The 19552-nt window shown below is 74.3% G+C and carries 20 protein-coding genes and 1 pseudogene; 8 read left to right on the top strand and 13 right to left on the bottom strand.

Translation table 11 applies throughout. From position 1 onward, the window contains the following. On the bottom strand, positions 1-412 hold a 412-nt coding region (locus IEZ12_RS37665), incomplete at its 3' end, for an NAD(+)/NADH kinase (RefSeq protein ID WP_229847202.1). Between the two features lie 213 nt (positions 413-625). On the opposite strand from IEZ12_RS37665, the gene IEZ12_RS03735 reads away from it, so the two are divergent. The 3 genes from IEZ12_RS03735 to IEZ12_RS03745 all read left to right on the top strand — a co-directional run bounded on the left by IEZ12_RS03735 (position 626) and on the right by IEZ12_RS03745 (position 3224). Beyond that, a complete protein-coding gene (locus IEZ12_RS03735) occupies positions 626-1783 on the top strand; it encodes an inorganic phosphate transporter (protein ID WP_229847203.1) in 1158 nt (385 codons plus the stop codon). After that, positions 1780-2025, top strand: a complete 246-nt coding sequence (locus tag IEZ12_RS03740) for a hypothetical protein (protein WP_100586164.1) — start codon at positions 1780-1782, stop codon at positions 2023-2025. Before IEZ12_RS03735 ends, IEZ12_RS03740 begins: the two co-directional genes overlap by 4 nt. A gap of 158 nt (positions 2026-2183) precedes the next feature. Then, positions 2184-3224: an NAD(P)-dependent alcohol dehydrogenase gene (locus IEZ12_RS03745; RefSeq protein ID WP_189270795.1), complete on the top strand. Its 1041-nt coding sequence runs from the start codon at positions 2184-2186 to the stop codon at positions 3222-3224. Positions 3225-3458: 234 nt separating this feature from the next. Here the strand turns inward: IEZ12_RS03745 and IEZ12_RS03750 are convergent, their stop codons facing one another. Next, a complete protein-coding gene (locus IEZ12_RS03750) occupies positions 3459-3827 on the bottom strand; it encodes a hypothetical protein (protein ID WP_189270796.1) in 369 nt (122 codons plus the stop codon). Between the two features lie 142 nt (positions 3828-3969). Between IEZ12_RS03750 and IEZ12_RS03755 the strand changes: the two genes are divergently transcribed. From IEZ12_RS03755 to IEZ12_RS03765, 3 genes are read left to right on the top strand one after another with little or no spacing between them, the layout of a single operon-like run. Next, positions 3970-4329, top strand: coding sequence for a hypothetical protein (locus IEZ12_RS03755; RefSeq protein ID WP_229847204.1), 360 nt, complete (start codon positions 3970-3972; stop codon positions 4327-4329). Beyond that, positions 4326-5270: a hypothetical protein gene (locus IEZ12_RS03760; RefSeq protein WP_229847205.1), complete on the top strand. Its 945-nt coding sequence runs from the start codon at positions 4326-4328 to the stop codon at positions 5268-5270. The genes IEZ12_RS03755 and IEZ12_RS03760 overlap by 4 nt, the downstream gene beginning before the upstream one ends. Next, positions 5267-5668 carry a roadblock/LC7 domain-containing protein gene (locus IEZ12_RS03765; protein ID WP_189270798.1) on the top strand — a complete coding sequence of 134 codons (402 nt, stop codon included), beginning with the start codon at positions 5267-5269 and terminating at the stop codon, positions 5666-5668. Before IEZ12_RS03760 ends, IEZ12_RS03765 begins: the two co-directional genes overlap by 4 nt. Before the next feature lie 196 nt (positions 5669-5864). On the opposite strand, the pseudogene IEZ12_RS40485 reads toward IEZ12_RS03765, so the two are convergent. Beyond that, positions 5865-6593: pseudogene (locus IEZ12_RS40485) on the bottom strand (SDR family NAD(P)-dependent oxidoreductase); the annotation flags it as partial. Between IEZ12_RS40485 and IEZ12_RS03775 the strand changes: the two are divergent. Beyond that, positions 6569-7252, top strand: coding sequence for a ribonuclease H family protein (locus tag IEZ12_RS03775; protein ID WP_189270799.1), 684 nt, complete (start codon positions 6569-6571; stop codon positions 7250-7252). The pseudogene IEZ12_RS40485 and the gene IEZ12_RS03775 sit on opposite strands and share 25 nt — an antisense overlap. A gap of 264 nt (positions 7253-7516) precedes the next feature. Here IEZ12_RS03775 and IEZ12_RS03780 read toward each other — a convergent pair whose 3' ends face one another. The 9 genes from IEZ12_RS03780 to IEZ12_RS03820 all read right to left on the bottom strand — a co-directional run bounded on the left by IEZ12_RS03780 (position 7517) and on the right by IEZ12_RS03820 (position 17416). Beyond that, entirely contained in the window at positions 7517-7936 is a 420-nt protein-coding gene (locus IEZ12_RS03780) for a hypothetical protein (protein ID WP_229847206.1), read from the bottom strand. A 303-nt stretch (positions 7937-8239) separates the two neighbouring features. After that, positions 8240-9514 (bottom strand): lytic transglycosylase domain-containing protein, encoded by a 1275-nt coding sequence (locus tag IEZ12_RS03785; protein WP_229847207.1) that lies wholly within the window; start codon positions 9512-9514, stop codon positions 8240-8242. A 121-nt stretch (positions 9515-9635) separates the two neighbouring features. Then, entirely contained in the window at positions 9636-10547 is a 912-nt protein-coding gene (locus IEZ12_RS03790) for a 2-hydroxyacid dehydrogenase (protein ID WP_189270801.1), read from the bottom strand. An 83-nt stretch (positions 10548-10630) separates the two neighbouring features. Continuing rightward, the gene (locus IEZ12_RS03795) at positions 10631-11503 is read right to left on the bottom strand and encodes a universal stress protein (RefSeq protein ID WP_189270802.1); all 873 of its coding nucleotides are present in this window, start codon (positions 11501-11503) and stop codon (positions 10631-10633) included. A gap of 152 nt (positions 11504-11655) precedes the next feature. Further along, positions 11656-12435, bottom strand: coding sequence for a GntR family transcriptional regulator (locus tag IEZ12_RS03800; RefSeq protein ID WP_229847208.1), 780 nt, complete (start codon positions 12433-12435; stop codon positions 11656-11658). A 172-nt stretch (positions 12436-12607) separates the two neighbouring features. Continuing rightward, entirely contained in the window at positions 12608-13375 is a 768-nt protein-coding gene (locus tag IEZ12_RS03805; RefSeq protein ID WP_189270803.1) for a sulfite exporter TauE/SafE family protein, read from the bottom strand. Next, positions 13372-14817 (bottom strand): MBL fold metallo-hydrolase, encoded by a 1446-nt coding sequence (locus IEZ12_RS03810; RefSeq protein ID WP_229847209.1) that lies wholly within the window; start codon positions 14815-14817, stop codon positions 13372-13374. The genes IEZ12_RS03805 and IEZ12_RS03810 overlap by 4 nt, the downstream gene beginning before the upstream one ends. A gap of 108 nt (positions 14818-14925) precedes the next feature. Beyond that, complete coding sequence (locus IEZ12_RS03815; protein WP_100586153.1) at positions 14926-16125, bottom strand: NAD(P)/FAD-dependent oxidoreductase; 1200 nt, start codon at positions 16123-16125, stop codon at positions 14926-14928. A gap of 847 nt (positions 16126-16972) precedes the next feature. After that, entirely contained in the window at positions 16973-17416 is a 444-nt protein-coding gene (locus IEZ12_RS03820) for a Rieske (2Fe-2S) protein (RefSeq protein WP_043910501.1), read from the bottom strand. A gap of 605 nt (positions 17417-18021) precedes the next feature. On the opposite strand from IEZ12_RS03820, the gene IEZ12_RS03825 reads away from it, so the two are divergent. Continuing rightward, on the top strand, positions 18022-18627 hold the full coding sequence (locus IEZ12_RS03825) for a response regulator transcription factor (protein ID WP_189270804.1): 606 nt from the start codon (positions 18022-18024) through the stop codon (positions 18625-18627). Positions 18628-18706: 79 nt separating this feature from the next. Here the strand turns inward: IEZ12_RS03825 and IEZ12_RS03830 are convergent, their stop codons facing one another. Next, a complete protein-coding gene (locus IEZ12_RS03830; protein WP_189270805.1) occupies positions 18707-19489 on the bottom strand; it encodes a thioesterase II family protein in 783 nt (260 codons plus the stop codon). Positions 19490-19552 lie beyond the last annotated feature (63 nt).

Raw genomic sequence — 19552 nt, forward strand, 5'->3', positions numbered from 1 at the left:
CGGCGGGCACCTCGGGCGGCCGGGAGGCCCGCATGGTCAGCGTCATGCGCTCCTCGACCGGGGCGTGGCCGGCGTGGACGGTGTCGAGGGCGGTGGCGAGGTCGCAGGCCGGCACCTCGGTGAGGAAGCCGACCCGGCCGAGGTCGACGCCGAGCACGGCGGCGCCGGTCTTCACGGCGATCCGGGCGCCGCGCAGGAAGGTCCCGTCCCCGCCCAGGGTGACCACCAGGTCCGGCTCGCCGGCGGCCTGGGCCTCCTCGCGTCCGGAGTGACGCCGGTGGTCCCGCGACCACACGTCGATCTCGGTGCAGGGGACGCCGTGCGCCGCGCACCACCCGAGCACGACTCCCGCCGCCTCCCGGGCCGCGGCCCGACCCCGGTGGACCACCAGTCCGACGCGCTGCACGGCCATGCTGGACCTCGTCCCGTTGCCCCGTCCCACCGACCCGGCCGGCCCGGCTGCCGGGGGTCGTGAACTGTCACCCCGTCAATCCTGGGATCCCGGCGCGCGATCGGGCCGCCGACATGCCGCACGCGCCGGCCCGGTCCGCGGGTCGGCCGCACCGGCGCGCCGGGCCGTCCCGGGACCGGGGCCGGAGCGTGCCCGCGAGGTAGGTTCGGTCCCGTGACCGGCAACGACGCGGTCCTGGCGTTGATGGTGGCGACGGCGCTGGGCTTCGACTTCACCAACGGCTTTCACGACACCGGCAACGCGATGGCGACCTCGATCGTCACCGGGGCGCTCCCGCCCCGGGTCGCGGTCGCCGTCTCGGCGGTGCTGAACCTGGTCGGGGCGTTCCTGTCGACCGCGGTGGCCGCGACCATCGCCAACGGGCTGGTCGCCACCGGGGAGGTGACCCTGACGGTGGTCTGCGCCGGCCTGACCGGCAGCATCCTGTGGAACCTCGCCACCTGGTACCTCGGCATCCCGTCCAGCTCCTCGCACGCGCTGATCGGCGGGGTGATCGGCGCGACGGTGGCGGCGGCCGGCTTCTCGGCCGTCAAGTGGCAGGGCCTGGTCTCCAAGGTGATCGTGCCCGCGGCGCTGTCGCCGTTCATCGCCGGCGCGGTCGCCGCGGCCGGCACCGTCCTGGTCTACCGCTTCACCCGCGGCGTCCCCGAGGGCCCGCGCGGGCGCGGGTTCCGGTACGGGCAGGTCGGTTCGGCGTCGATGGTCTCGCTCGCCCACGGCACCAACGACGCGCAGAAGACCATGGGCGTCATCACGCTGGCCCTGATCGCGAACGGCACCCTGCCCGCCGGGTCGAAGGCCCCGGACTGGGTGATCCTCTCCTGCGCGCTGGCGATCGCGCTCGGCACCTGGATCGGCGGCTGGCGGGTGATCCGCGCCCTGGGCAAGGGCCTGGTGGAGATCGAACCCCCGCAGGGGATGGCCGCCGAATCGGCCTCGGCCGCCGTGATCCTCAGCTCCACCGACTTCGGCTACTCGCTCTCCACCACGCACGTGGCCACCGGATCGATCCTCGGCTCCGGCCTCGGCCGCAGCGGAGCCCGGGTGCGCTGGCAGCTCGCCCGCCGGATGGTGGCGGCCTGGTTGCTGACCCTGCCGGCCGCCGCCCTGGTCGGCGCGGTGGCCTACTGGGTCGCGAACGGCATCGGCGGGACGGCCGGCGTGGTGGTGATCTTCGTGGCGCTGGTCCTGGCGTCGGTGACCCTCTTCGTCGCGTCCCGCTACCCGGCCGTGACCCCGGAGAACGTCAACGCCGCGTGGACGGGCACGGTGGCGCCCGAGCCCACCAGGACCGACGAGGTCAGCCGGTGAACTCCTGGATCAACCTGGACGCGATCTGGCGGATCGTCGTGGTCGGCCTGCTCACCGGCGCCGGCCTGCCCGCCCTGTTCGCCCTCGGCCTGCGCCTGCTCAACCCGGCGCCCCTCCCCGGCCGGCCGGCCACCGACCGCCCCACCGCCGGACCGCTCGGCCGCACCCTGGCCGGGCTGATCTTCGCCGTGGTGCTCGCCGCGATCGGCTGGGGCGTCTCCGTCATCGTCAACCACCGGTGACGAACCTGCCGGGGCCCGGGACGCTGCGCCACGTTGCGGACGGCCCGCGGTAGCGGTGTCGTACAGGTGTACCGAGATCCGCCCCTGCTCTCCGCGACCGCCCGGTCCGTCCGGCTCACCGCGGGCCCGCCGGTCCGGAACGAAGGGAACGAACCCCCATGGCCACCGTCACCGCCTACGCCGCACCCGCCGCCAACGCCCCGTTGGAACGCACGCTCGTCGAGCGCCGCCCGGTCGGCGAGCACGACGTGCTGATCGACATCGCCTTCGTCGGCATCTGCCACACCGACATCCACCAGGTCCGCGAGGGCTGGGGCGCCGCCTCCTTCCCCATGGTCCCCGGACACGAGATCACCGGGATCGTCGCCGAAGTCGGCCCCGGGGTGAGCACCTTCGAGGTCGGCAACCGGGTCGGCGTCGGCTGCATGGTCGACTCCTGCCGGGTGTGCGAGAACTGCCGGGCCGGACTGGAGCAGTACTGCGCCGACGGCCCGGTGTGGACGTACAACGCCGTCGGCAAGGACGGCGGGCTCACCTACGGCGGCTACGCGCAGACGATCGTCGTCGACGAGAACTACGTCGTCCGCCTCCCCGACGCCCTCGCGCTCGACACCGCCGCCCCGCTGCTCTGCGCCGGCATCACCACCTACTCGCCGCTGCGCCACTGGAACGCCGGCCCGGGCCGGAAGGTCGCCGTCGTCGGCCTCGGCGGCCTCGGCCACCTGGCCGTGAAGCTCGCGCACGCGCTCGGCGCCGAGGTCACCGTGCTGTCGCAGTCCCTGCGCAAGAAGGACGACGGCCTGCGGCTCGGCGCCGACCACTACCTGGCCACCGCCGACCCGGCCACCTTCGAGGAGCTCCGGGGCAGCTTCGACCTGATCCTCAACACCGTCTCCGCGCCGCTCGACTACCCCGCCTTCTTCTCCCTGCTGCGCACCGACGGCACGATGGTCAACCTCGGCCTCCCCGAGGAGCCGCTGCCCGTCGACCTCCGCGCGCTGAGCGGCAACCGGCGCAGCATGAGCAGCTCCGGCATCGGCGGCATCGCCGAGACCCAGGAGATGCTGGACTTCTGCGCCGAGCACGACGTGGCCGCCGAGATCGAGACGATCCGCGCCGACCAGCTCAACGAGGCGTACGCCCGGGTGCTCGCGGGCGACGTCCGCTACCGCTTCGTCGTCGACGCCGCGACCCTCTGACATCCCGGCCGGAGGGCCCGCGCGGACGGCGGGGATCCCGGCGCCGAACCACTCGGACGGATGGTCCGCGCCCCGGCCCATTCGACCGAAAGGCCCGGAGGCGAATATGACGTACAGTCATCGAAACGTCACGCGGCCCGGTTGTTCACCGTGCGGCCGAGGTGTTCGCCACCGGAATTCCGTAGCACGACCTTTCGGTCGTCGAATCGTCGTGCCCGGCCCCCATTGTTCGGGCTACCGAATGGCCAGGGCGGACTCGATCCGCTTGAGGCTGTGCCGGGCCAGGGCCAGGTTGGCACGCGACCGGTCGAGCGCGACGTAGAGGAAGAGCGAGCCCTGACTGTCCGCCAGCGGGCGGATCAGGTGGTACTGGGTGCTGAGGGTGATCAGCACGTCCTCGATGGCATCGTCGATCGACAGCACGGCCAGGGCCCGCATCTTCGCCCGGACGACCTCGGTGTTGGCGGCGGCCGCGACCTCCAGGTCGAGCTGCTGGCTCCCGCCGAGAAACCCGAGCGACATTCCGCTCTCGTAGTCGACCAGGGCCGCCCCGAGGGCGCCCTCGATGCCCATCGCATCCGCGAGCGCGCTGTCAATGTTCATGAACTGTCCGTTCTTTGCGTGGCTTCCGGGCAGGACTCCCGGATGCAGGGGGACAAAGTAGCAACAGGAACCCGCTCTGGTCACCGCACGGAATTGGCGAATAAAGTACGCTGCACAGGAGTTGGGGAACGAGGGGGTATTGGTGCGCGCGCTCGAAAGGTCGCTCTCCGCCGTACTCGACTCCCCCGGAGTGATCGGCGCCGTCGTCGCCGACGCCGTGTCGGGCCTCGGCCACGCCTCCGTCGGCGAGCACCGACTGCTCGGCACCGCGGCCGAACTCGCCGAACTGGTGGGCCTGGTCGACGACGGGCTGCGCGCGGCGGGGGCGGAGGGCGAGGTGGAGAGCCTGGTGGTCAGCACCAGCCGCCACCATCAGGTCGTTCAGCTGATCGCCCGGCAGGGCGACCCGCTGCTGCTGGCCACCGTCCTGGACCGGACGCGGACCAACCTGGCGCTGGCCGTCCGTCAGACCGCCGATCAGGCAAGGGAACTGCTGGCATGACGGGCGAGCCAGGCCTCGACACCCCGTCCGCTCCGCCCGCCGCGCACAGCGTGCCGGACCTGCTGCTGACGCTGCGCCAGGCCCGCTTCACCGGTTCGGTGCTGGTCTCCGGCACGCCCGGCGGCACGATCCGGCTGGAACAGGGGCTGGTCACGGCGGTCGAGACCCCGGGGGCGCCCGCCGTCGAGACCCTGCTGCTCAAGTCCGGCCGGATCGGCGAGGCCCAGTGGGCCGCCGCCGAGGCCGCCGCGGGCTCGGCCTCGCCGGGCGGCCGGCCGGCCGACCTCGGCGCGGTGCTGGTGGCCCAGGGAGCGATCGGCGCGGCCGAGCTCGAAACCGTCTGCGCGGCCGCCGTCTTCGACGGCGCGTTCGCGCTGGCGCTGGGCCGGCCCGGCAGTTGGCAGGCCGCCGAGGCGGACCTGCCCGCCAGGATCGCGCTGCGCCCCGGCGTCGAGCCCGGGCGGCTGTCCGAGGAGACCGCCCGCCGGGTGTCGCTGCTGACCCGCCTCGGGAGCCCGCCGCGCGAACTGGCCGCCGTCCGGATCCGCCCGTCGGCGCAGGCCGGGACGGCCGTGGCCCGCACGTCGGCGCGCCACCGGGACATCCTCGTCGCCGCCACCGGCCGGCGCACCGCCCGCGACCTCGCCTTCGCCCTCGGGCGCGGGGTGTTCGCGGTGATGCTCGACCTCGTCCGGATGGACGCCGGACACCTGCTCCACCGGGAGCCCGCGACCGCCGCTCCCGGCGTACCGAGCGTCGCCCCGCGCACCCCTCCCAGCGGGCCGCCGCCGATCAGCGACGGGCCCCTGCCCCGCCGGATCCGGGGCGAACAGCCCCTCGGCGCGGCGGCCGCCCGCACCGGGACACCCGCACAGGGCGCGCTGTCCGCGCCCGCCGAGCCGACCGCAGCACACGAGAAGAGCGAGAAGAACGCACGATGAGCAGCCAGACCACGCCGACCGCGCTCGAAGCCGAGCTGAAGTCCCTCCGGGAACGGGTCATGGGCATCGCCGAGAGCGTCGTCGCGACCGCCGACGGCCTCCTGGTGGCCGCCGACACCGCCACCGTCCACGCCGAGTCCGCCGCCGCGCTCTCCGCCGCGATGCTCGGCCTCGGCCAACGCACGGCCAACGAGGTCGGCCTGGGCGGCCTGCGCGACGTCGTCACCCGGTGCAACGGCGGTTACACCGTGGTGCTGGCGATCGGCGACCGGGCCCTGCTGATGATCCTCGGCGACGAGGGCCTGGACATCGCCGCCCTGCACCGCGAGTCCCCGGCGACGATCCACCGCCTGGCCGAACTCCTCGGCATGACCCCGGCGGACCTGACCACGGCCTGACCCGACAGCGGCTCCACCGGCCCCGGTGCCGCGTCCTCGCCCGCTGCCGGGCCGCCGGCCGCTGTTCCACGGCGACTTCGGCGGCACGGCGCTTCGCCGCCGCACGGTTTGAGGTGCCCGGCTCCTCGTGCGCCCGGGCCAGGGCCTCGGCGGCGGTGGTCGGCGGCCGGACGGCCTGGTCGACGAGCCCGGTGGTGTGGAAGCCGTGCTCGACCAGGACGACCCGCACTCCGAACGGCGCCGCCTCCACCCGCAGCGCGTGGTGCAGGGCGGCGGACGCCGCCCGGCTGGCGCTGTACCAGCCGAGCAGCGGCAGAACCGCCCGCGCCGAGGCCGAGGAGATCGTGACGATCCGTCCGCCGCCGGCCCGGCGCATGCCCGGCAGCACCAGGCGGGCGATCCGCGCCTGGGCGAACACGTTGGCCTCCATCAGCCGGCGCGCCTGCTCCTCGCCGGTGTCCCCCACGGCGCGCGCCGCCGCGACCGCGACCTGGTTCACCACCGCCCAGGGCTCCCCGCCGGTCCACCGCCGGACGTCCCCCAGCAGCTCCTCGCACGCCCCCGGTTCGGTCACGTCGAGCTCCACCGCCCGGAGCCGCACCCCACCGTCCCGCGCCCGCGCCCGCAGCCGCTCGGCCCCCGCCCCCGTACGGCTGGTCGCCACCACCTCGAACCCCGCACCGGCCAGCCGCAGGGCCGCCTCCTCGCCAATCCCGTGATCGGCGTCCGTGACGACGACGCTCCGTCCCACGCCTCCACCGCTCGGCCCCACGGTCGACCACCGCCGACCCGAACCGGGGGCAGGCACGTCCGAAGGACACCCGGACGGCCCGGACGGCCCGGACCGTCCGCCGCGGACGCGCGACCGGGCGACGGCGCGCCGGCTGGCATGATCGACACATGGTCGAACGAGTGATTGCCGCATGTGACGGAGCAGCCAAGGGCAACCCCGGGCCGGCGGGCTGGGCGTACGTGGTCGCCGACAGCGCTGCCGTGCCGCAACGCTGGGAGTCCGGGGCGCTCGGGCACAGCACCAACAACGTGGGCGAGCTGACGGCCCTTCAGCAGCTGCTGGCCTCCGTCGACCCCGCCGTGCCGCTGGAGGTGCGGCTGGACAGCACCTACACCCGCGACGCCGTCACCAAGTGGCTGGCCGGGTGGAAGCGCAACGGCTGGAAGACCGCCGCGGGCAAGCCCGTCGCCAACCAGGAGCTGATCCAGCGCATCGACGCGCTGCTGACCGGCCGCGACGTCACCTTCGTCTACGTCGCCGCCCACCAGGTCGACGGCGACCCGCTGAACGCCGTCGCCGACAAGGCCGCCAGCGACGCCGCCCGCACCCAGCAGGGCGCCTCCGGCACCGCCTCCGACCTGCCCGAACCCGACCCGCAGACCAGCACCGCCACCGCGGCCAAGCCCCGCCGACGCCCCACCGCCGCCAAGACCGCCACCAAGTCCACCGGCCGCACCCTCGCCGCCCGCTTCCCCGGGACCTGCCCGTGCGGCACCACCTACCCCAAGGGCGCCACCATCACCAAGGTCGGCTCCGGCTGGGGCCACCCGGACTGCGCCACCGCCCACTGACACCTCGCCGCGGCGGCCACGGAGAACCCTGCTCGGGGCTACCCGTGGCCGCCGGGCCGGTGTATGCGTCGTTGGCGAGCCTGCCGACGGTGCTGGAGGCGAGGCGGCCCTTCGGCGTCTTCACGCGCAGGCGGGTTCCCCGCTCGATCGGCTCGGTGTCGACGGGCCGCCTGTGATGGGCGGTTGGAGCGGATTCGGGTCCCGCCGGCGTTCGCGTCGATCCCGGTCCCGGCGACCGGATCGTCGCGGCCGGTCATCGGTCGGTCATCGGTCGGTGATGGTCATGTCGCGGCCGGCCTGGTAGATCTTGGCGTGGCCCGAGGCCCTGGCGTTCAGCGTGACGCCCGGAGTGGGCGCGTCGTCGGCGGGGAGGGCTGCGCGGAGCTCGTCCACCAGCTGTCGCAGTTCCGGTGCGGCGTTCACGTCCCGTCGGAGGAGGCGGGCCAGTCGGCGCTCCCACTCGTTCTGCAGGCCCGCGACGGCGCTCTCGTCGCCGGCTTCCCGGGCGGCCGTCAACTCGTCGCGGGAGTCGTCGAGTTCCTCGCCGATCGACTCGCCCTGACCGGGGTGGAAGCGCCGCCACAGCGCGATCAGCCCGCTCCGGGCCAGCGCCCACCCCTCGGTGACCATGACCCTGGTGACCACCGGCGCGGCCGCCTGGGCCAGCTGTTCGAGCTCGTCCACCGAATTCCCCTCCCCCGAACGACTTCCCGTGCGCCAGCGTAGGGCAGAACGGCCTCCGACGGCTGCCGGTCCGGAGAAGCAACTCGCGCCCGCCCCTTGGGACTTGTCGCGAGGACGAGCCGCTCGACGAGGACCGGGCGGCGGACGCGACCGGTCCTCGGGACCTGCCCGGTGTGAGGACGGCTACCGTTGGCGCACAGCACGGCCGGGCAGGCGGGCGCTTCGACCTGAACGACCCGACCGCCGGTGCGTTCCTGATCGAGCAGGACCGGCGCCGGTACGCCGGTCCCGGTGGCCGGGCCGCTAACGCCCGGCCGTGGCGGGTGCGGGCGAGGACGACGGGACGCCGCCGGTCGCCGCCCGCATCGACGACGACGGCGACGGCACCGCGGACACCGTCGGCGCGGGAGCGTCGCAGCCCGGCGAGGCCGAGGCCGAAGGGCTCCCGGAGGGCCGCGGCGCGGACGGAGACGCGCTCGCCGATCCGGACGCCGACGCACTCGGACGCGCACTCGGACTCGCCGACGAGGACGGGGACGGGGACGGGGACGGGGACGGGCATCCGGAGGGCGTCCCGCTCGGCGACGGGGACGGCGAGTGGGACGGGGACGGCGACGCGCTTGCCGTGGGCGACGGCGAGGGCGCGGCCGTCGGCGTCCGATCGGGACTCGGGCTCGGCGTCGGCGTCGGGCTCGGCGTCGGCGCAGCGGTCGAAGCCGGTGCGGACGGCGGCGGAGCGACGGTCGGCGGCGGCGTGACCCGGTCGGGGCGGTCGGCCGTCGTCGTGGTGCCGGTCTGGAAGTGCACCATCCACGCCCGGACCGTCCGCAGGTACTCGGCGGAGTTGTTGTACCCGAGGACCGCCCGGTCGAGCTGCGCCGGCACGGCCAGGTCCCGGCCGCCCGCGCAGAGGTACCGGCCGGCGGCGAGGGCCGCGTCCCAGATGTTGTTCGGGTCCGCCTTGCCGTCGCCGTTGCCGTCCGCGCCCCAGGTCGCCCAGGTGGACGGGATGAACTGCATCGGGCCGACCGCCCGGTCCCAGACGGCACTTCCGTCGTACCGGCCGCCGTCGGTGTCGGCGATCGCCGCGAAGCCGTTCCCGTCGAGGACCGGGCCGAGGATCGGGCGGTAGGTCGTCCCGGTGGCGTCCACCCGGCCGCCGTCGGCCTGCCCGGACTCCACCTCGCCGATCGCGGCGAGCAGCTGCCACGGCAGGTGGCAGCCCGGGGACGAGGCGGCCAGGGACGCCTCCGCCTTGCGGTAGGCGTCGAAGACGGTGGACGGCAGCCTCGCGTTGCCGAGTCCCTGGAGCGCGAGGGTCCCCGCGCCGGAGCCCGGCAGCCCGACCACCGGCAGCGGCGGCTGCGGGAGCGTCCGGGCGCCGCCGCCGTCCAGCGGCAGCTGACCGGCCGGCAGCTCGGCCACCACCGGGCCGTCGCCGGTGAAGGCGTCGAGCGAGCCGACGGTCGGCGCCTGCGCCGCCGAGGGCTTCGCCGGCGCCGTGGGTGCGGTGGGAGCCGTCACCGCCGCCAGGGCAGCCAGCACCCCCAGCCCGCGCAGCAGCGCGCGCTTACGCATTCGGCGTCCCATCCGGGTACCTTTCGACGATCTCGCGGTCAGCAAGTCGGACGAATCGACGGTCGATCAGGTTCCGGGGCCCGGCGGCCCGTTGATCGACCCGGCGCGCGGGCCGTACCGGTCAGCGCCCGGCGGCGAGCGGCTCGCCGTTCTCGTACCGCAGGATCTGCTCGCGCAGGGTGCGCCTGGCCCGCGGCAGGAACGCGCTGCTGGGGCCGCCGACGTGCGGGGTGATCAGCACGCCGGGAGCGTGCCAGAGCGGGTGGTCGGCGGGCAGCGGCTCCGGGTCCGTGACGTCGAGCGCGGCCCGCAGCCGCTGCGCGGTGAGCTCGGCGAGGAGCGCCGCGGTGTCGACGACGGGCCCGCGGGCGACGTTGACGAGCAGCGCGCCGTCCTTCATCCGGGACAGGAACCCGGCGTCCACCAGGTGACGGCTCTCGGGGGTCAGCGGCGTCAGCAGCACGACGACGTCCGCGGACGGCAGCAGGTCCGGCAACTCCGCCACACCGTGCACCCGTTCCTCGGGGCGGGCACTGCGGGCGACCCGGACGATCTCGCATTCGAAGGGCTCCAGCCGCACGGCGAGCGCCCGGCCGATCGAGCCGTAGCCGAGGATCAGCACGGTCCGGTCGGCGAGCGACTGGTGGAACTCCTGGCTCCAACGCCCCTGGTCCTGAAGGCGGGTGAAGTGCGGAACGCCCCGCAGCGAGGCGAGGATCAGCGTCACCGCCAGTTCGGCGGTGCTGGCGTCGTGCAGTCCGCGCGCGCTGCACGCGAGGACGCCGTCCGGCACGTGCGGCAGGACGTCGTCCATCCCGGCCGTGAGCGTCTGAACCACCTTCAGCGACGGCAGGTGCGGGATCACCGGCAGCGCGACGGCATGCCGAAGGTACGGCAGGCAGAAGAACTCCACCTCGCGGAGCGCGTCGTCCGACGGCGCCGGCCCGTCCCCGTCCCACACGAGGGCGTCGAGGCCGGCGGGCAGGCCGCCGATCACGTCGGGGGCGTACGGAAGAAGGTAGCGAGCGCTCATGCTCCGACCCTAGCCACCTCGGCCGACGTTCCACCGGGCAGGTCGGACGTCGGACCCGCGAGGAGCCACTGCCGCACCCGCCGTCAGATCCGGTCGCCCGGGTCGGGCACCGTGACGACCGGGCAGCTCGCGTCGTGCAGCAGCCCGCGGGGGACGGAGCCGAGCCGCATGCCGGTGAACCCGCCGCTGCCGCGCCTGCCGATGACGACGGCCAGGGCGCGCCGGGACGCGTCGGCGAGTTCCCGGACGGGGTGGCCGCTGACGACCTCGCAGGTGACGGCCACGTCCGGGTGGTCGGCCCGCGGTCCGGCCGTCGTCTCGGCCAGTGTCCGGCGCAGCTCGTCGAGGGTGGCTTCCTCGTCGATGCGCGCCAGCCGCGGCCGCTGCCACACCCACAGGGCCCGCACCGTCGCGCCGTGGTCCTGCGCCAGCTCCAGGGCGGCCGCGAAGGCGACGGCGGAGCAGGGGCTGCCGTCCACTCCCACCACGAGGTGGGGCGGGTCGTCGAGCTCGCCGTCCTTGCGGGGGACCACGACCACCGGGCAGGCGGCCTGCGCGCTCACCGGCACGGTGACCGAGTAGCCGCTGAGCAGTTCCTCGATCCGGCTGAGCGACCGCGAGCCGAGCACCACGAACGCGGCCTCCCGGGAGGCCCGCACCAGCAGCGGGCCCGGCATCCCCTCCTGGATCTCGGCGGACACCTCCAGCTTCGGATGCCGGCTGCGGGCGAACCGGCCGGCGAGGTGGAGCTGGCGCCGGCCGACCCGCACCTGGTCCTGCTGGAACGCCACTCCGAGGGTGCGCATGCTCCGGGGGGACGGCTGGACGACATGGATCATGCGCAGCGGGAGGCCGCGGCGGTGCGCCTCGTCCGCCGCCCACTTCAGCGCCTCGTCGTTCTCCCCGAGCGCGTCGACGCCGAAGACGACCGAACGGCCTGGACCGGTGGCTGCCATCACTCCTCCAACGAGCCTTCGGGCCCGGCCCGCCGACGCGACTGCCGGACCTCGCCGCCCTTTTCCCCTCGCACGGTAGGCAGCACCGGCGAGGCGGCGCGCGCCGGAACGCGTCCAACTGGCGGGTCGCCCCGGGAGGTCGGACCCCCGGTTCAGAGGGCGTGGATCGGCGCGCCCAGGCGGTAGTCGGTGCGGGAGAACGCGGCGGAGACGGCGAAGCGGTCCGCGCGGACGAGGGTCTGGCGCCACTCGATCATGCGGCCGGCGGTGTCGTGGCCGAGGCGGTCGATCGCGAACAGGGCGGTGGTCGGGGGGCAGTCGAGCAGGATGCGCTCGCCCCGGCCGGGGACGACGGCGCGGATGCGTTCCCAGCCGCCGCAGATCCGGCTGCCGCAGTGGCGTTCGAGTTCGTCGTAGAGCGCGGTGCGGGTGAAGTCGACGGCGAGGAGCGGGTGGGCCACGTCCGCGGGGAGCCAGGTCCGGTCGACGGCGAGGGGTTCCTCGTCGGCCAGGCGGATGCGCTCCAGGTAGATCAGCGGCGTGGACTCCTCCAGCCCCAGGCGGGCGGCGACCACGCCGTCGGCGCGCCGGTCGAGTGCGCGCACCACGCTGCGCTGCACGGCGCCGACCTCCTCGACGGAGCGGAACAGGCTGTACGCCTCGCCGACGTCCTGCTCCAGCGGGCGGTTGGCGGTGAACCGGGAGGCCTTGCCGCGCTGCGCGCTGACGAGGCCCTCCTCGCGGAGCTGCCGCAGGGCCTCGCGGACGGTGTGCCGGCTGACCTGGTACTCGGCGACCAGGTCGTGTTCGCCGGGGAAGACGTCGCGGAACTCGCCCTCGTCGAGTCGGCGCAGCAGGTCGGCGCGCAGTTGCGCCCAGAGCGGGTTCCCCGGGGTGCGGACGAGGGGCCGGGGGCCGGGGGCGGTGGTCACGGCGCCGTCCTGGGGTCGAGGGTGGGGTGGGTGGTACGGGGCACGGAGTAAATGTTCGTACCTTTACCGTGGCAGCGCCAAATCGACGCCCGCCGGGTCGGCGGGCGTCGATCGGGCGGCGCGGCGGCCGCTGTCCGGGCGGGCCGTCCGGGCAGCGGTCGGGCGGGGGCGGTCAGACGAGGACGCCGATCAGCATGGCGGCGGCCACCGCGAGCAGCACGACCGCGAAGGTCCGCTGCAGGGCGGTGCCGGACAGCTTGGCCGCCAGTCGCTTGCCGTCCCAGGCGCCGAGGACGGCGGCTCCGACGAACGGTCCGAAGACCGCCGGGTCGAGGTTCGGGCCGGAGACCGTCAGACGGGTGGCGAGGGAGACGGCCGAGTTGACCAGGATGACCACCAGGCTGGTGCCCACCGCCTTGCGCATCGGCAGGCGGAGGACGGACACCAGGGCGGGCACCGCGAGGAAGCCGCCGCCGACTCCCAGCAGCCCGGTCACCGCCCCGAGTCCGGCCCCGGCCGCGAACGTCCCCGCGCGCCCGCCCCGGCCGGCGGGCTCCGCGGTCGGCGCGCACCGCGCGGTGCGGGCGCCGCGCAGCATCGCCGCGGCGGCCAGCGCGGCCAGGACGGCGAACGCGGCGGTCAGCGCCGGCTGCGGGATGCGGTGGGCGAGCGCGGACGCCCCGACGGCGGGGAGCACCCCGGCCGCGGCGAACAGGAAGCCGGTCCGCCAGTCGACGGCGCCGGCGCCGCTGTGGCGGGCGAGCGCGGTGACCGAGGTGGCGATGACGATGACCAGGCTGGTGGTCCCGGCCTCGGCGGGCGCGACGCCCAGCAGGTACACCAGGGCCGGGACGGCCAGCACTCCCCCGCCGCCGCCCAGCGCGCCGAGCGCCACGCCGACCACGGCTCCGCAGAGCAGAGCGGTGATCAGCACGCTCACGCCGTGACGCCGTCCGCGTCCCGGCCGGCGGCGGAGGCGGCCCGGCCGGCGGGGTGGGCGACCTCGCCGTGCCAGGCGGCGAAGCCGCCGCGCAGGTCGACGGTGTCGAAGCCGCGGGCGCGCAGCACGGACGCGGCCACCGAGGAGCGGTTGCCGCTCGCGCAGATCACGGTCAGCGGCCGACCGGTCGGCAGTTCGCCCAGGCGGGCCAGCAGTTCGGGCAGCGGGATCAGGCGGGCGCCGGGAACGGTGCCGCTGTCCTGCACCTCGCCCGGACCGCGCACGTCCAGCACCTCGAACTCGGCTGCACCGCCGGCGAGTTGATCGGCGAGGGCGTCGACCTCCACCCGTATCGCGCGGGTCAGGTGCGCGGCGCCGACGGCGTCCACCGGGGTGGCCAGGGCTCCCAGCACCCGGTCGAAGCCGATCCGGGCCAGGCGGGTGCGGGCCTCGACGGCGGTGTCCTGGTCACCGCACAGGACGATGGCGTCCTGCGCGTCGAGCACCTGGCCGGCGAGTTCGGCGAACCGGCCGCCGAGCGGGATGTTGACCGCGCCGTGCAGGTGCGCGGCGGCGAACGCCTCCGGGTCCCGGGTGTCCAGCAGGATCGCGCCGCCCGCCCGCGCCTGCAGCACCGCCTCGGGGGTGAGCGACGGGACGAGGGTGTCCTCGTCCAGGACGGGACGGGCCTGCCGGTTGCGCACCGAGGTGAACGCGAAGTAGGCGGGCACGGCGGGCTGACCGTCCGTCACCACGGCGACGAACTCATCCTCGGTGAGGTCGGCCAGCGCGTAGTTGCCGACGCGCTGGTTGCCGATCGTGCAGCTCAGCTCGGTCGACAGGTTCTTGCCGCAGGCCGAGCCGGCCCCGTGCGCCGGGTAGACCCGCGTCCCGTCGGGGAGGGCGAGCAGCGCGCGGGTGGAGCGGTACAGCAGCCGGCCCATCTCCTCGGCCGAGCGGCCGCGCGAGCTGAGCAGGTCGGGGCGGCCGACGTCGCCGATGAACAGCGTGTCGCCGGTGAGCACGCCGTACGGGACGGCGTCGCCCGCGTGCTCGCGCACCACCACGCAGATCGACTCCGGGGTGTGGCCCGGCGTGTGCAGGATCTCCAGCTCGACCTCGCCGAGGTCGAGGCGCTCGCCGTCGGCCAGCGGGTCGGTGTCGAAGTCGAGCGCGGCGACGGAGCCGTAGGAGATCCGGGCGCCGGTGCGCTCGGCCAGCTCCAGGTGGCCGGAGAGGAAGTCCGCGTGGACGTGGGTCTCGATGACCCGCTCGATCGTCAGGCCGTGGCGCTCGGCGGTTTCGAGGTAGTCGTTGACGTCGCGCTGGGGGTCGACCACGACGGCCCGGCCGGTGGTGCGGTCGCCGACCAGGTAGGAGGCGTGGGAGAGGCAGTCGAGGTAGAACTGCACGAGGACCAGGGGTCCGGCGTTCTCGGGCATGTCGAGCTCCTGAGGGTGGGCAGGGAGAGCTGGGCCGCGGCGCACGGGGACGGCGCCGCGGCACTGGTGGACTCGGGGGGGGCGGCGTCCGGGTCGAGGTCGGACGGCTCAGGCGAGGCCGCGGAGCATCAGGTTCCAGTAGAGGAACGGCAGTCCGTGGCGCTTGAGGTACCACATGTCGGCGCGCTCGCGGACGGTGTCGATCACCGGGATCGACGGGGTGGGCCGCCCGCTGTAGTCGAACTCGGCGAGCAGCATCCGGTTGCGGGCGGTGGTCAGCGGGCAGGACGAGTAGCCCTGGTAGCCGGCCGTGGGTTCCCGGCCGTCGAGCACGGCGAGCAGGTTCTCCACCACCACGGGCGCCTGCTTGCGCACCGCGGCGCCGGTCTTGGAGTTCGGGGACGATCCGGCGTCGCCGAGGGCCCAGACGTTCGGGTACCGGACGTGCCGCATGGTGTGCTTGTCGATCTCGACGTAGCCGGCCGGGTCGTCGGCGCCGGCGAGCGGACTGCGCTTGATCCAGTCCGGGGCGCTCTGCGGCGGCACCAGGTGGGCCATGTCGTACGGCAGCGTCGTGGTGCCGCTGCCGTCCACCGCGGTGACGACCAACTCGCGGGCGTCGGGCCGCACTTCGGTGACCTCGCTGCCGTAGTGGACCTTGATGCCGTACCGGCGCACCACGCCGTCCAGCACCCGGGCGAACTCCGGCACGCCGAAGATGGCGGCGCCGGGGATCACCAGGTGGACGTCGATCTTGTCGAGGACGCCCTGCTCGCGCCAGTAGTCGGCGGCCAGGTAGGCGATCTTCTGCGGCGCGCCGCCGCACTTGATGGCGCCCGTCGGCATGCTGAACACCGCGCTGCCGGAGCGGGTTTCGCGGATGAAGCGCCAGGTCGCGGGGGCGTGCTGGAACGAGTAGTTGCTGGACAGGCCGTTCTTGCCGAGCCCGGCCTCCAGGCCCGGTATGCGGTCCCAGTCCAGCTGGATGCCGGGGCAGACCACCAGTTGGTCGTACGAGACGGTGCCGCCGCCGTCCAGCGCCACCTCCTGCGCCTCGGGGTCGACGGCGAGCGCCGCACGGCGGATCCACCGGACGCCCTTCGGCATGACGGACGCCTGCGAGCGGACGCTCTGCGCCAGCGGCGCCCGTCCACCGCCGACCAGCGTCCACAGCGGCTGGTAGTAGTGCCGCTCGCTCGGGTCGAGCACCGCGACGTCCCGTTCGCCCGCCCGGCGGAGCCGAGCCGCGACCGTGATCCCGGCGGTTCCGCCGCCGATGATCACGATCCGGTGATGCTGCGTGGCCATGAAGACCCCCCTCATCCGAATGTACGGACATTAAGTTAGGACCGCACCGCCCAAGCACGCAAGCCACCTGCGTCGATTCGACCCGACTTGTCCGTACATTTAAGTGTTGGGACCATCGAACCCTCCGACACCCGCACGCGCAAGCCCCCCACGCCCACCGGCGATCGGCAGCGCCGGGCACAGCGGCGCTGCGGCGCTGGTCACAGGCGTGGAGCCGTCCCGACGGCGCACGCCGTCGCGGATCATCGGCGCGCCACGACGCGGGACCGCGGCGCTCACCGCACGGCGTTCGATCGGCGCCGCCGTGCGTTCGGCATCGACAACCGGACGTGAAGAGAGACTTGCCGCGCGGTGGACACCGGCGGTCGGGAAATCACCTCGCGGCGCGATCGGCGATGCCACTCGACCGATGAGGGAGTCCGCACGGGCGTCGGCCGGGGCGCGCTTGTCGCGCACGCGGGAGCGGATCGCGCGGGGCGGCCGAGTCGCCTTTCGGCAGCGACCGTTCGCGGTCGATCTGCAGTGAAAACAGTCCGGTGCGCGGGGGCGCCGTTTCCGGCCCCACGAGGCGGGATTGCGCGGGGCTTTCCAGGGCGCCCGGCGGGCGGACGGCGCGATACTCGCCGGTATCAACGCCCTTGCCCGGCAGCAGGGTTGCTCCGCCCGCCGCCGGCACGACCGAGCGGTTTTCGGACCGGCGGTTCCGCCCGGGGTTTTTCGCCCGCGCCGGCGCCGCTCCGCGGCGGCACGGCGGCTCGGCCGGAAGCGGCCCGGGGACAGCAGGACGTCGGCCCGGACCACGGGGGTGAGGTCCGGGCCGACGTCGGTCGGGATGCGAGGAGTTCGGCTACTTGGGCTCGGCCGTCATCGACTCGCCGTTGATGGTGATCTTGAGTTCGGGCAGCGGGTCCTTGGCCGGTCCGTGCGTCACCGAACCGTCCTTGATGTCGAACTTGGCACCGTGGCACGGGCATTGGATCGTCCCGCTCTTCACCTTCGTCACCAGGCAGCCGTGGTGCGTGCAGACGGCGGTGAAGGCGCGGTACTCACCCTGCGTGGGCTGGGTGACGACGACCTTCTGGTCGGCGTAGATCTTGCCGCCGCCGACCGGCACGTCACTGGGCTTGCCGAGCGAGACCGGCGCCGTGGGCACCGCACCGGGGGTGTAGTGCGTGGTGGGCGCGCAGGACGTCGCGGTGACACCGACGATCGCGGTGACGCCCGTCGCGGTGGCGCCCTGCAGCACGGTGCGGCGGGAGGGAGACTTCGATTCCGAGGCGTTGTCAGTCACATGACCATGTTGGGAAGGGCGACTTGAGCGGCACTGGAGCCCCCGGCGACGCCGGCGACGCCCCGCCGGACGAGCCCGACGGCGGCGGGCCGCACCGCCGGACGCACCCGGCGGGGCCGGCCGGGGCGCGGGCCCGCGCGCGGGAGCGCGCCCACCAGGAGCCCCGCGGGCACTTCGAGTGCAGGACCGGCTCGGAGCCGCGCCGAAGAACCGGCGCACCGCCAGGACGAAATACGCCACCACGCGCGCGGGCAGGAGGTGGTCCGGCTTCTCGCCACGCCCGGTTTCGGCGATCGGTCGATCGACCGGACCCGGCCGAAACACCAGAGTCGGCGCCCCGATCACACCCCGGTCCGACCACCGCTCACCGGCCGCCGACGCGCCCCGCCGGACCGCAACCAACCTGGTCATGCAGAGACTTGCAGATACTTGCAGACCCCCGTGACGGGATGATTCCATTGCGGGCAAAGGCTACGTGGCATATCCGTACGGGGGTTCACATGGAGCGTTCAAGTCGGCGTACAAGAGAATTCGGCGGAGAAATAAGAATTCTCCTCCTTGCCGAAGACTCACTGATTCGTGTCGGAATTACCGCACTTCTCCAAATGGCCGACGACCTGTCGCTCGTCGCCGAGACACAGGACGAGGAAATAGCGCACACCCTCGCCCTGGAACTGGCGCCGGACATCACGGTGCTCAGCGCCTCCGCGGAGACGCCGTTCCGGGGCGCGGTGGTCGAGCGGCTCTCCGCGGTCAGTCGGCTGGTCTACGTCGGCGCCTGCCAGCCCGACGTCGCCCACCAGGCGATCACCTGCGGGGCTGCCGCGGTCTTCGACCCACGCGGGCGGCCCCAGGCGCTGCCGGACATCATCCGGGTGGCCGCCGCGAACGACACGCTGATCATGCCGACCTGCGGTCCGCTGAAGATGACCCGGATCCCGACGGCGACGAAGGCGTCCGAGGAACGCGACCTGCCGCTGGCACCGGACGCGCTGACCAACCGGGAGGCCGAGGTGCTGCTCCTGCTGGCGCAGGGCTACGCCAACCAGGAGATCGCCAACAAGCTCTCGGTCTCCTCGGCCACCATCCGCTCACATGTCCACCACCTGCTGACCAAGCTCAGCGTCCGCAGCCGGGCCCACGCGGTGGCGCTCGCCTACGAGTCCGGGCTGATCAGAGCGGTCGAACAGGGACTGCGGCAGACCGCCTGACGGATCGACGGGTCCGCACCGGGCAGCCCGCCGGGTCGGCGGGGCCCGCAGTGGGCGGCCCGCCGACCCGGTGCTCCGGCTAGGCCGGGTTGCCGACCTCGCCGGCGTCGAGGGCCCCGGCGACGGCGCCGAGGATCTCGACCACCGAGGCGTGCAGGAAGAAGTGGTCCCCGGGCAGCATTTCGAGCCGGGCCCTGGCACTGGTCTGGGCCCGCCAGCCCTGCAGCGCCTGGGGTCGCACGGACGGATCCGCGGCGCCCCCGAAGACGGTCATCGGCACCGTCAGCGGGGGCTCCGGACGGTAGTGGTAGGTCTCCAGCACCGAGAAGTCGGCCCGCAGGGTGGGCAGCATCAGCTCCATCAGCTCCCGGTTGTCCAGCAGCTCCGGCGGGGTGCCGCCGAGGAAGCGCAGCTCCTGCTTGACCTCCTCGTCGGTGGCCGCGTGGAGCACCGGACGGGTGCGCGGCGCGTCCGGCGCCGAGGCCCCGGAGACGAACAGGTGCTCCGGCTCGGCCGCACCGCGCCGCCGCAGCTCCCGGCAGAGCTCGAACGCCAATAGCGCGCCCATGCTGTGGCCGAAGAACGCGAACGGCTGGTCCAGCACCGGCTCCAGCTCGGTCGCCAGCAGGGCGACCAGCGGCCGCAGCCGGGAGACCGGACTCTCCGCCAGCCGGCGCCCGTGGCCCGGCAGCTCCACCGGGCAGACCTCGACCCGGTCGTCGGCCAGCGCGCCCCATCCCCGGTAGAGCGAGGCGGCTCCGCCCGCGTACGGCAGGCAGAGCAGCCGGACCCGGCCGGGCGGCAGCCGCCGCGGGGCGTCGGCGAGGGCCGCGGATCGGGCAGGGGCGGGGGCGGGGTACATCAATCACCTCCGGTCCGTCCCGGCGGGCGGACCCGCCGGGACGAATGGTAAAAGAATAGTAAA

It is taken from the genome of Kitasatospora griseola (assembly GCF_014648555.1).
GTDB lineage: Bacteria > Actinomycetota > Actinomycetes > Streptomycetales > Streptomycetaceae > Kitasatospora > Kitasatospora griseola.

Excerpts from the sequence above, each read along its gene's own strand:
- IEZ12_RS03790 (WP_189270801.1), bottom strand. The coding sequence starts at position 10,547 with ATGAGCGCTCGCTACCTTCTTCCGTACGCCCCCGACGTGATCGGCGGC.
- IEZ12_RS03795 (WP_189270802.1), bottom strand. The coding sequence starts at position 11,503 with ATGGCAGCCACCGGTCCAGGCCGTTCGGTCGTCTTCGGCGTCGACGCG.
- IEZ12_RS03815 (WP_100586153.1), bottom strand. The coding sequence starts at position 16,125 with ATGGCCACGCAGCATCACCGGATCGTGATCATCGGCGGCGGAACCGCC.
- IEZ12_RS03765 (WP_189270798.1), top strand. The coding sequence starts at position 5,267 with ATGAGCAGCCAGACCACGCCGACCGCGCTCGAAGCCGAGCTGAAGTCC.
- IEZ12_RS03750 (WP_189270796.1), bottom strand. The coding sequence starts at position 3,827 with ATGAACATTGACAGCGCGCTCGCGGATGCGATGGGCATCGAGGGCGCC.
- IEZ12_RS03830 (WP_189270805.1), bottom strand. The coding sequence starts at position 19,489 with ATGTACCCCGCCCCCGCCCCTGCCCGATCCGCGGCCCTCGCCGACGCC.
- IEZ12_RS03810 (WP_229847209.1), bottom strand. The coding sequence starts at position 14,817 with ATGCCCGAGAACGCCGGACCCCTGGTCCTCGTGCAGTTCTACCTCGAC.
- IEZ12_RS03775 (WP_189270799.1), top strand. The coding sequence starts at position 6,569 with ATGGTCGAACGAGTGATTGCCGCATGTGACGGAGCAGCCAAGGGCAAC.
- IEZ12_RS03745 (WP_189270795.1), top strand. The coding sequence starts at position 2,184 with ATGGCCACCGTCACCGCCTACGCCGCACCCGCCGCCAACGCCCCGTTG.
- IEZ12_RS03825 (WP_189270804.1), top strand. The coding sequence starts at position 18,022 with ATGGCCGACGACCTGTCGCTCGTCGCCGAGACACAGGACGAGGAAATA.
- IEZ12_RS03785 (WP_229847207.1), bottom strand. The coding sequence starts at position 9,514 with ATGCGTAAGCGCGCGCTGCTGCGCGGGCTGGGGGTGCTGGCTGCCCTG.
- IEZ12_RS03760 (WP_229847205.1), top strand. The coding sequence starts at position 4,326 with ATGACGGGCGAGCCAGGCCTCGACACCCCGTCCGCTCCGCCCGCCGCG.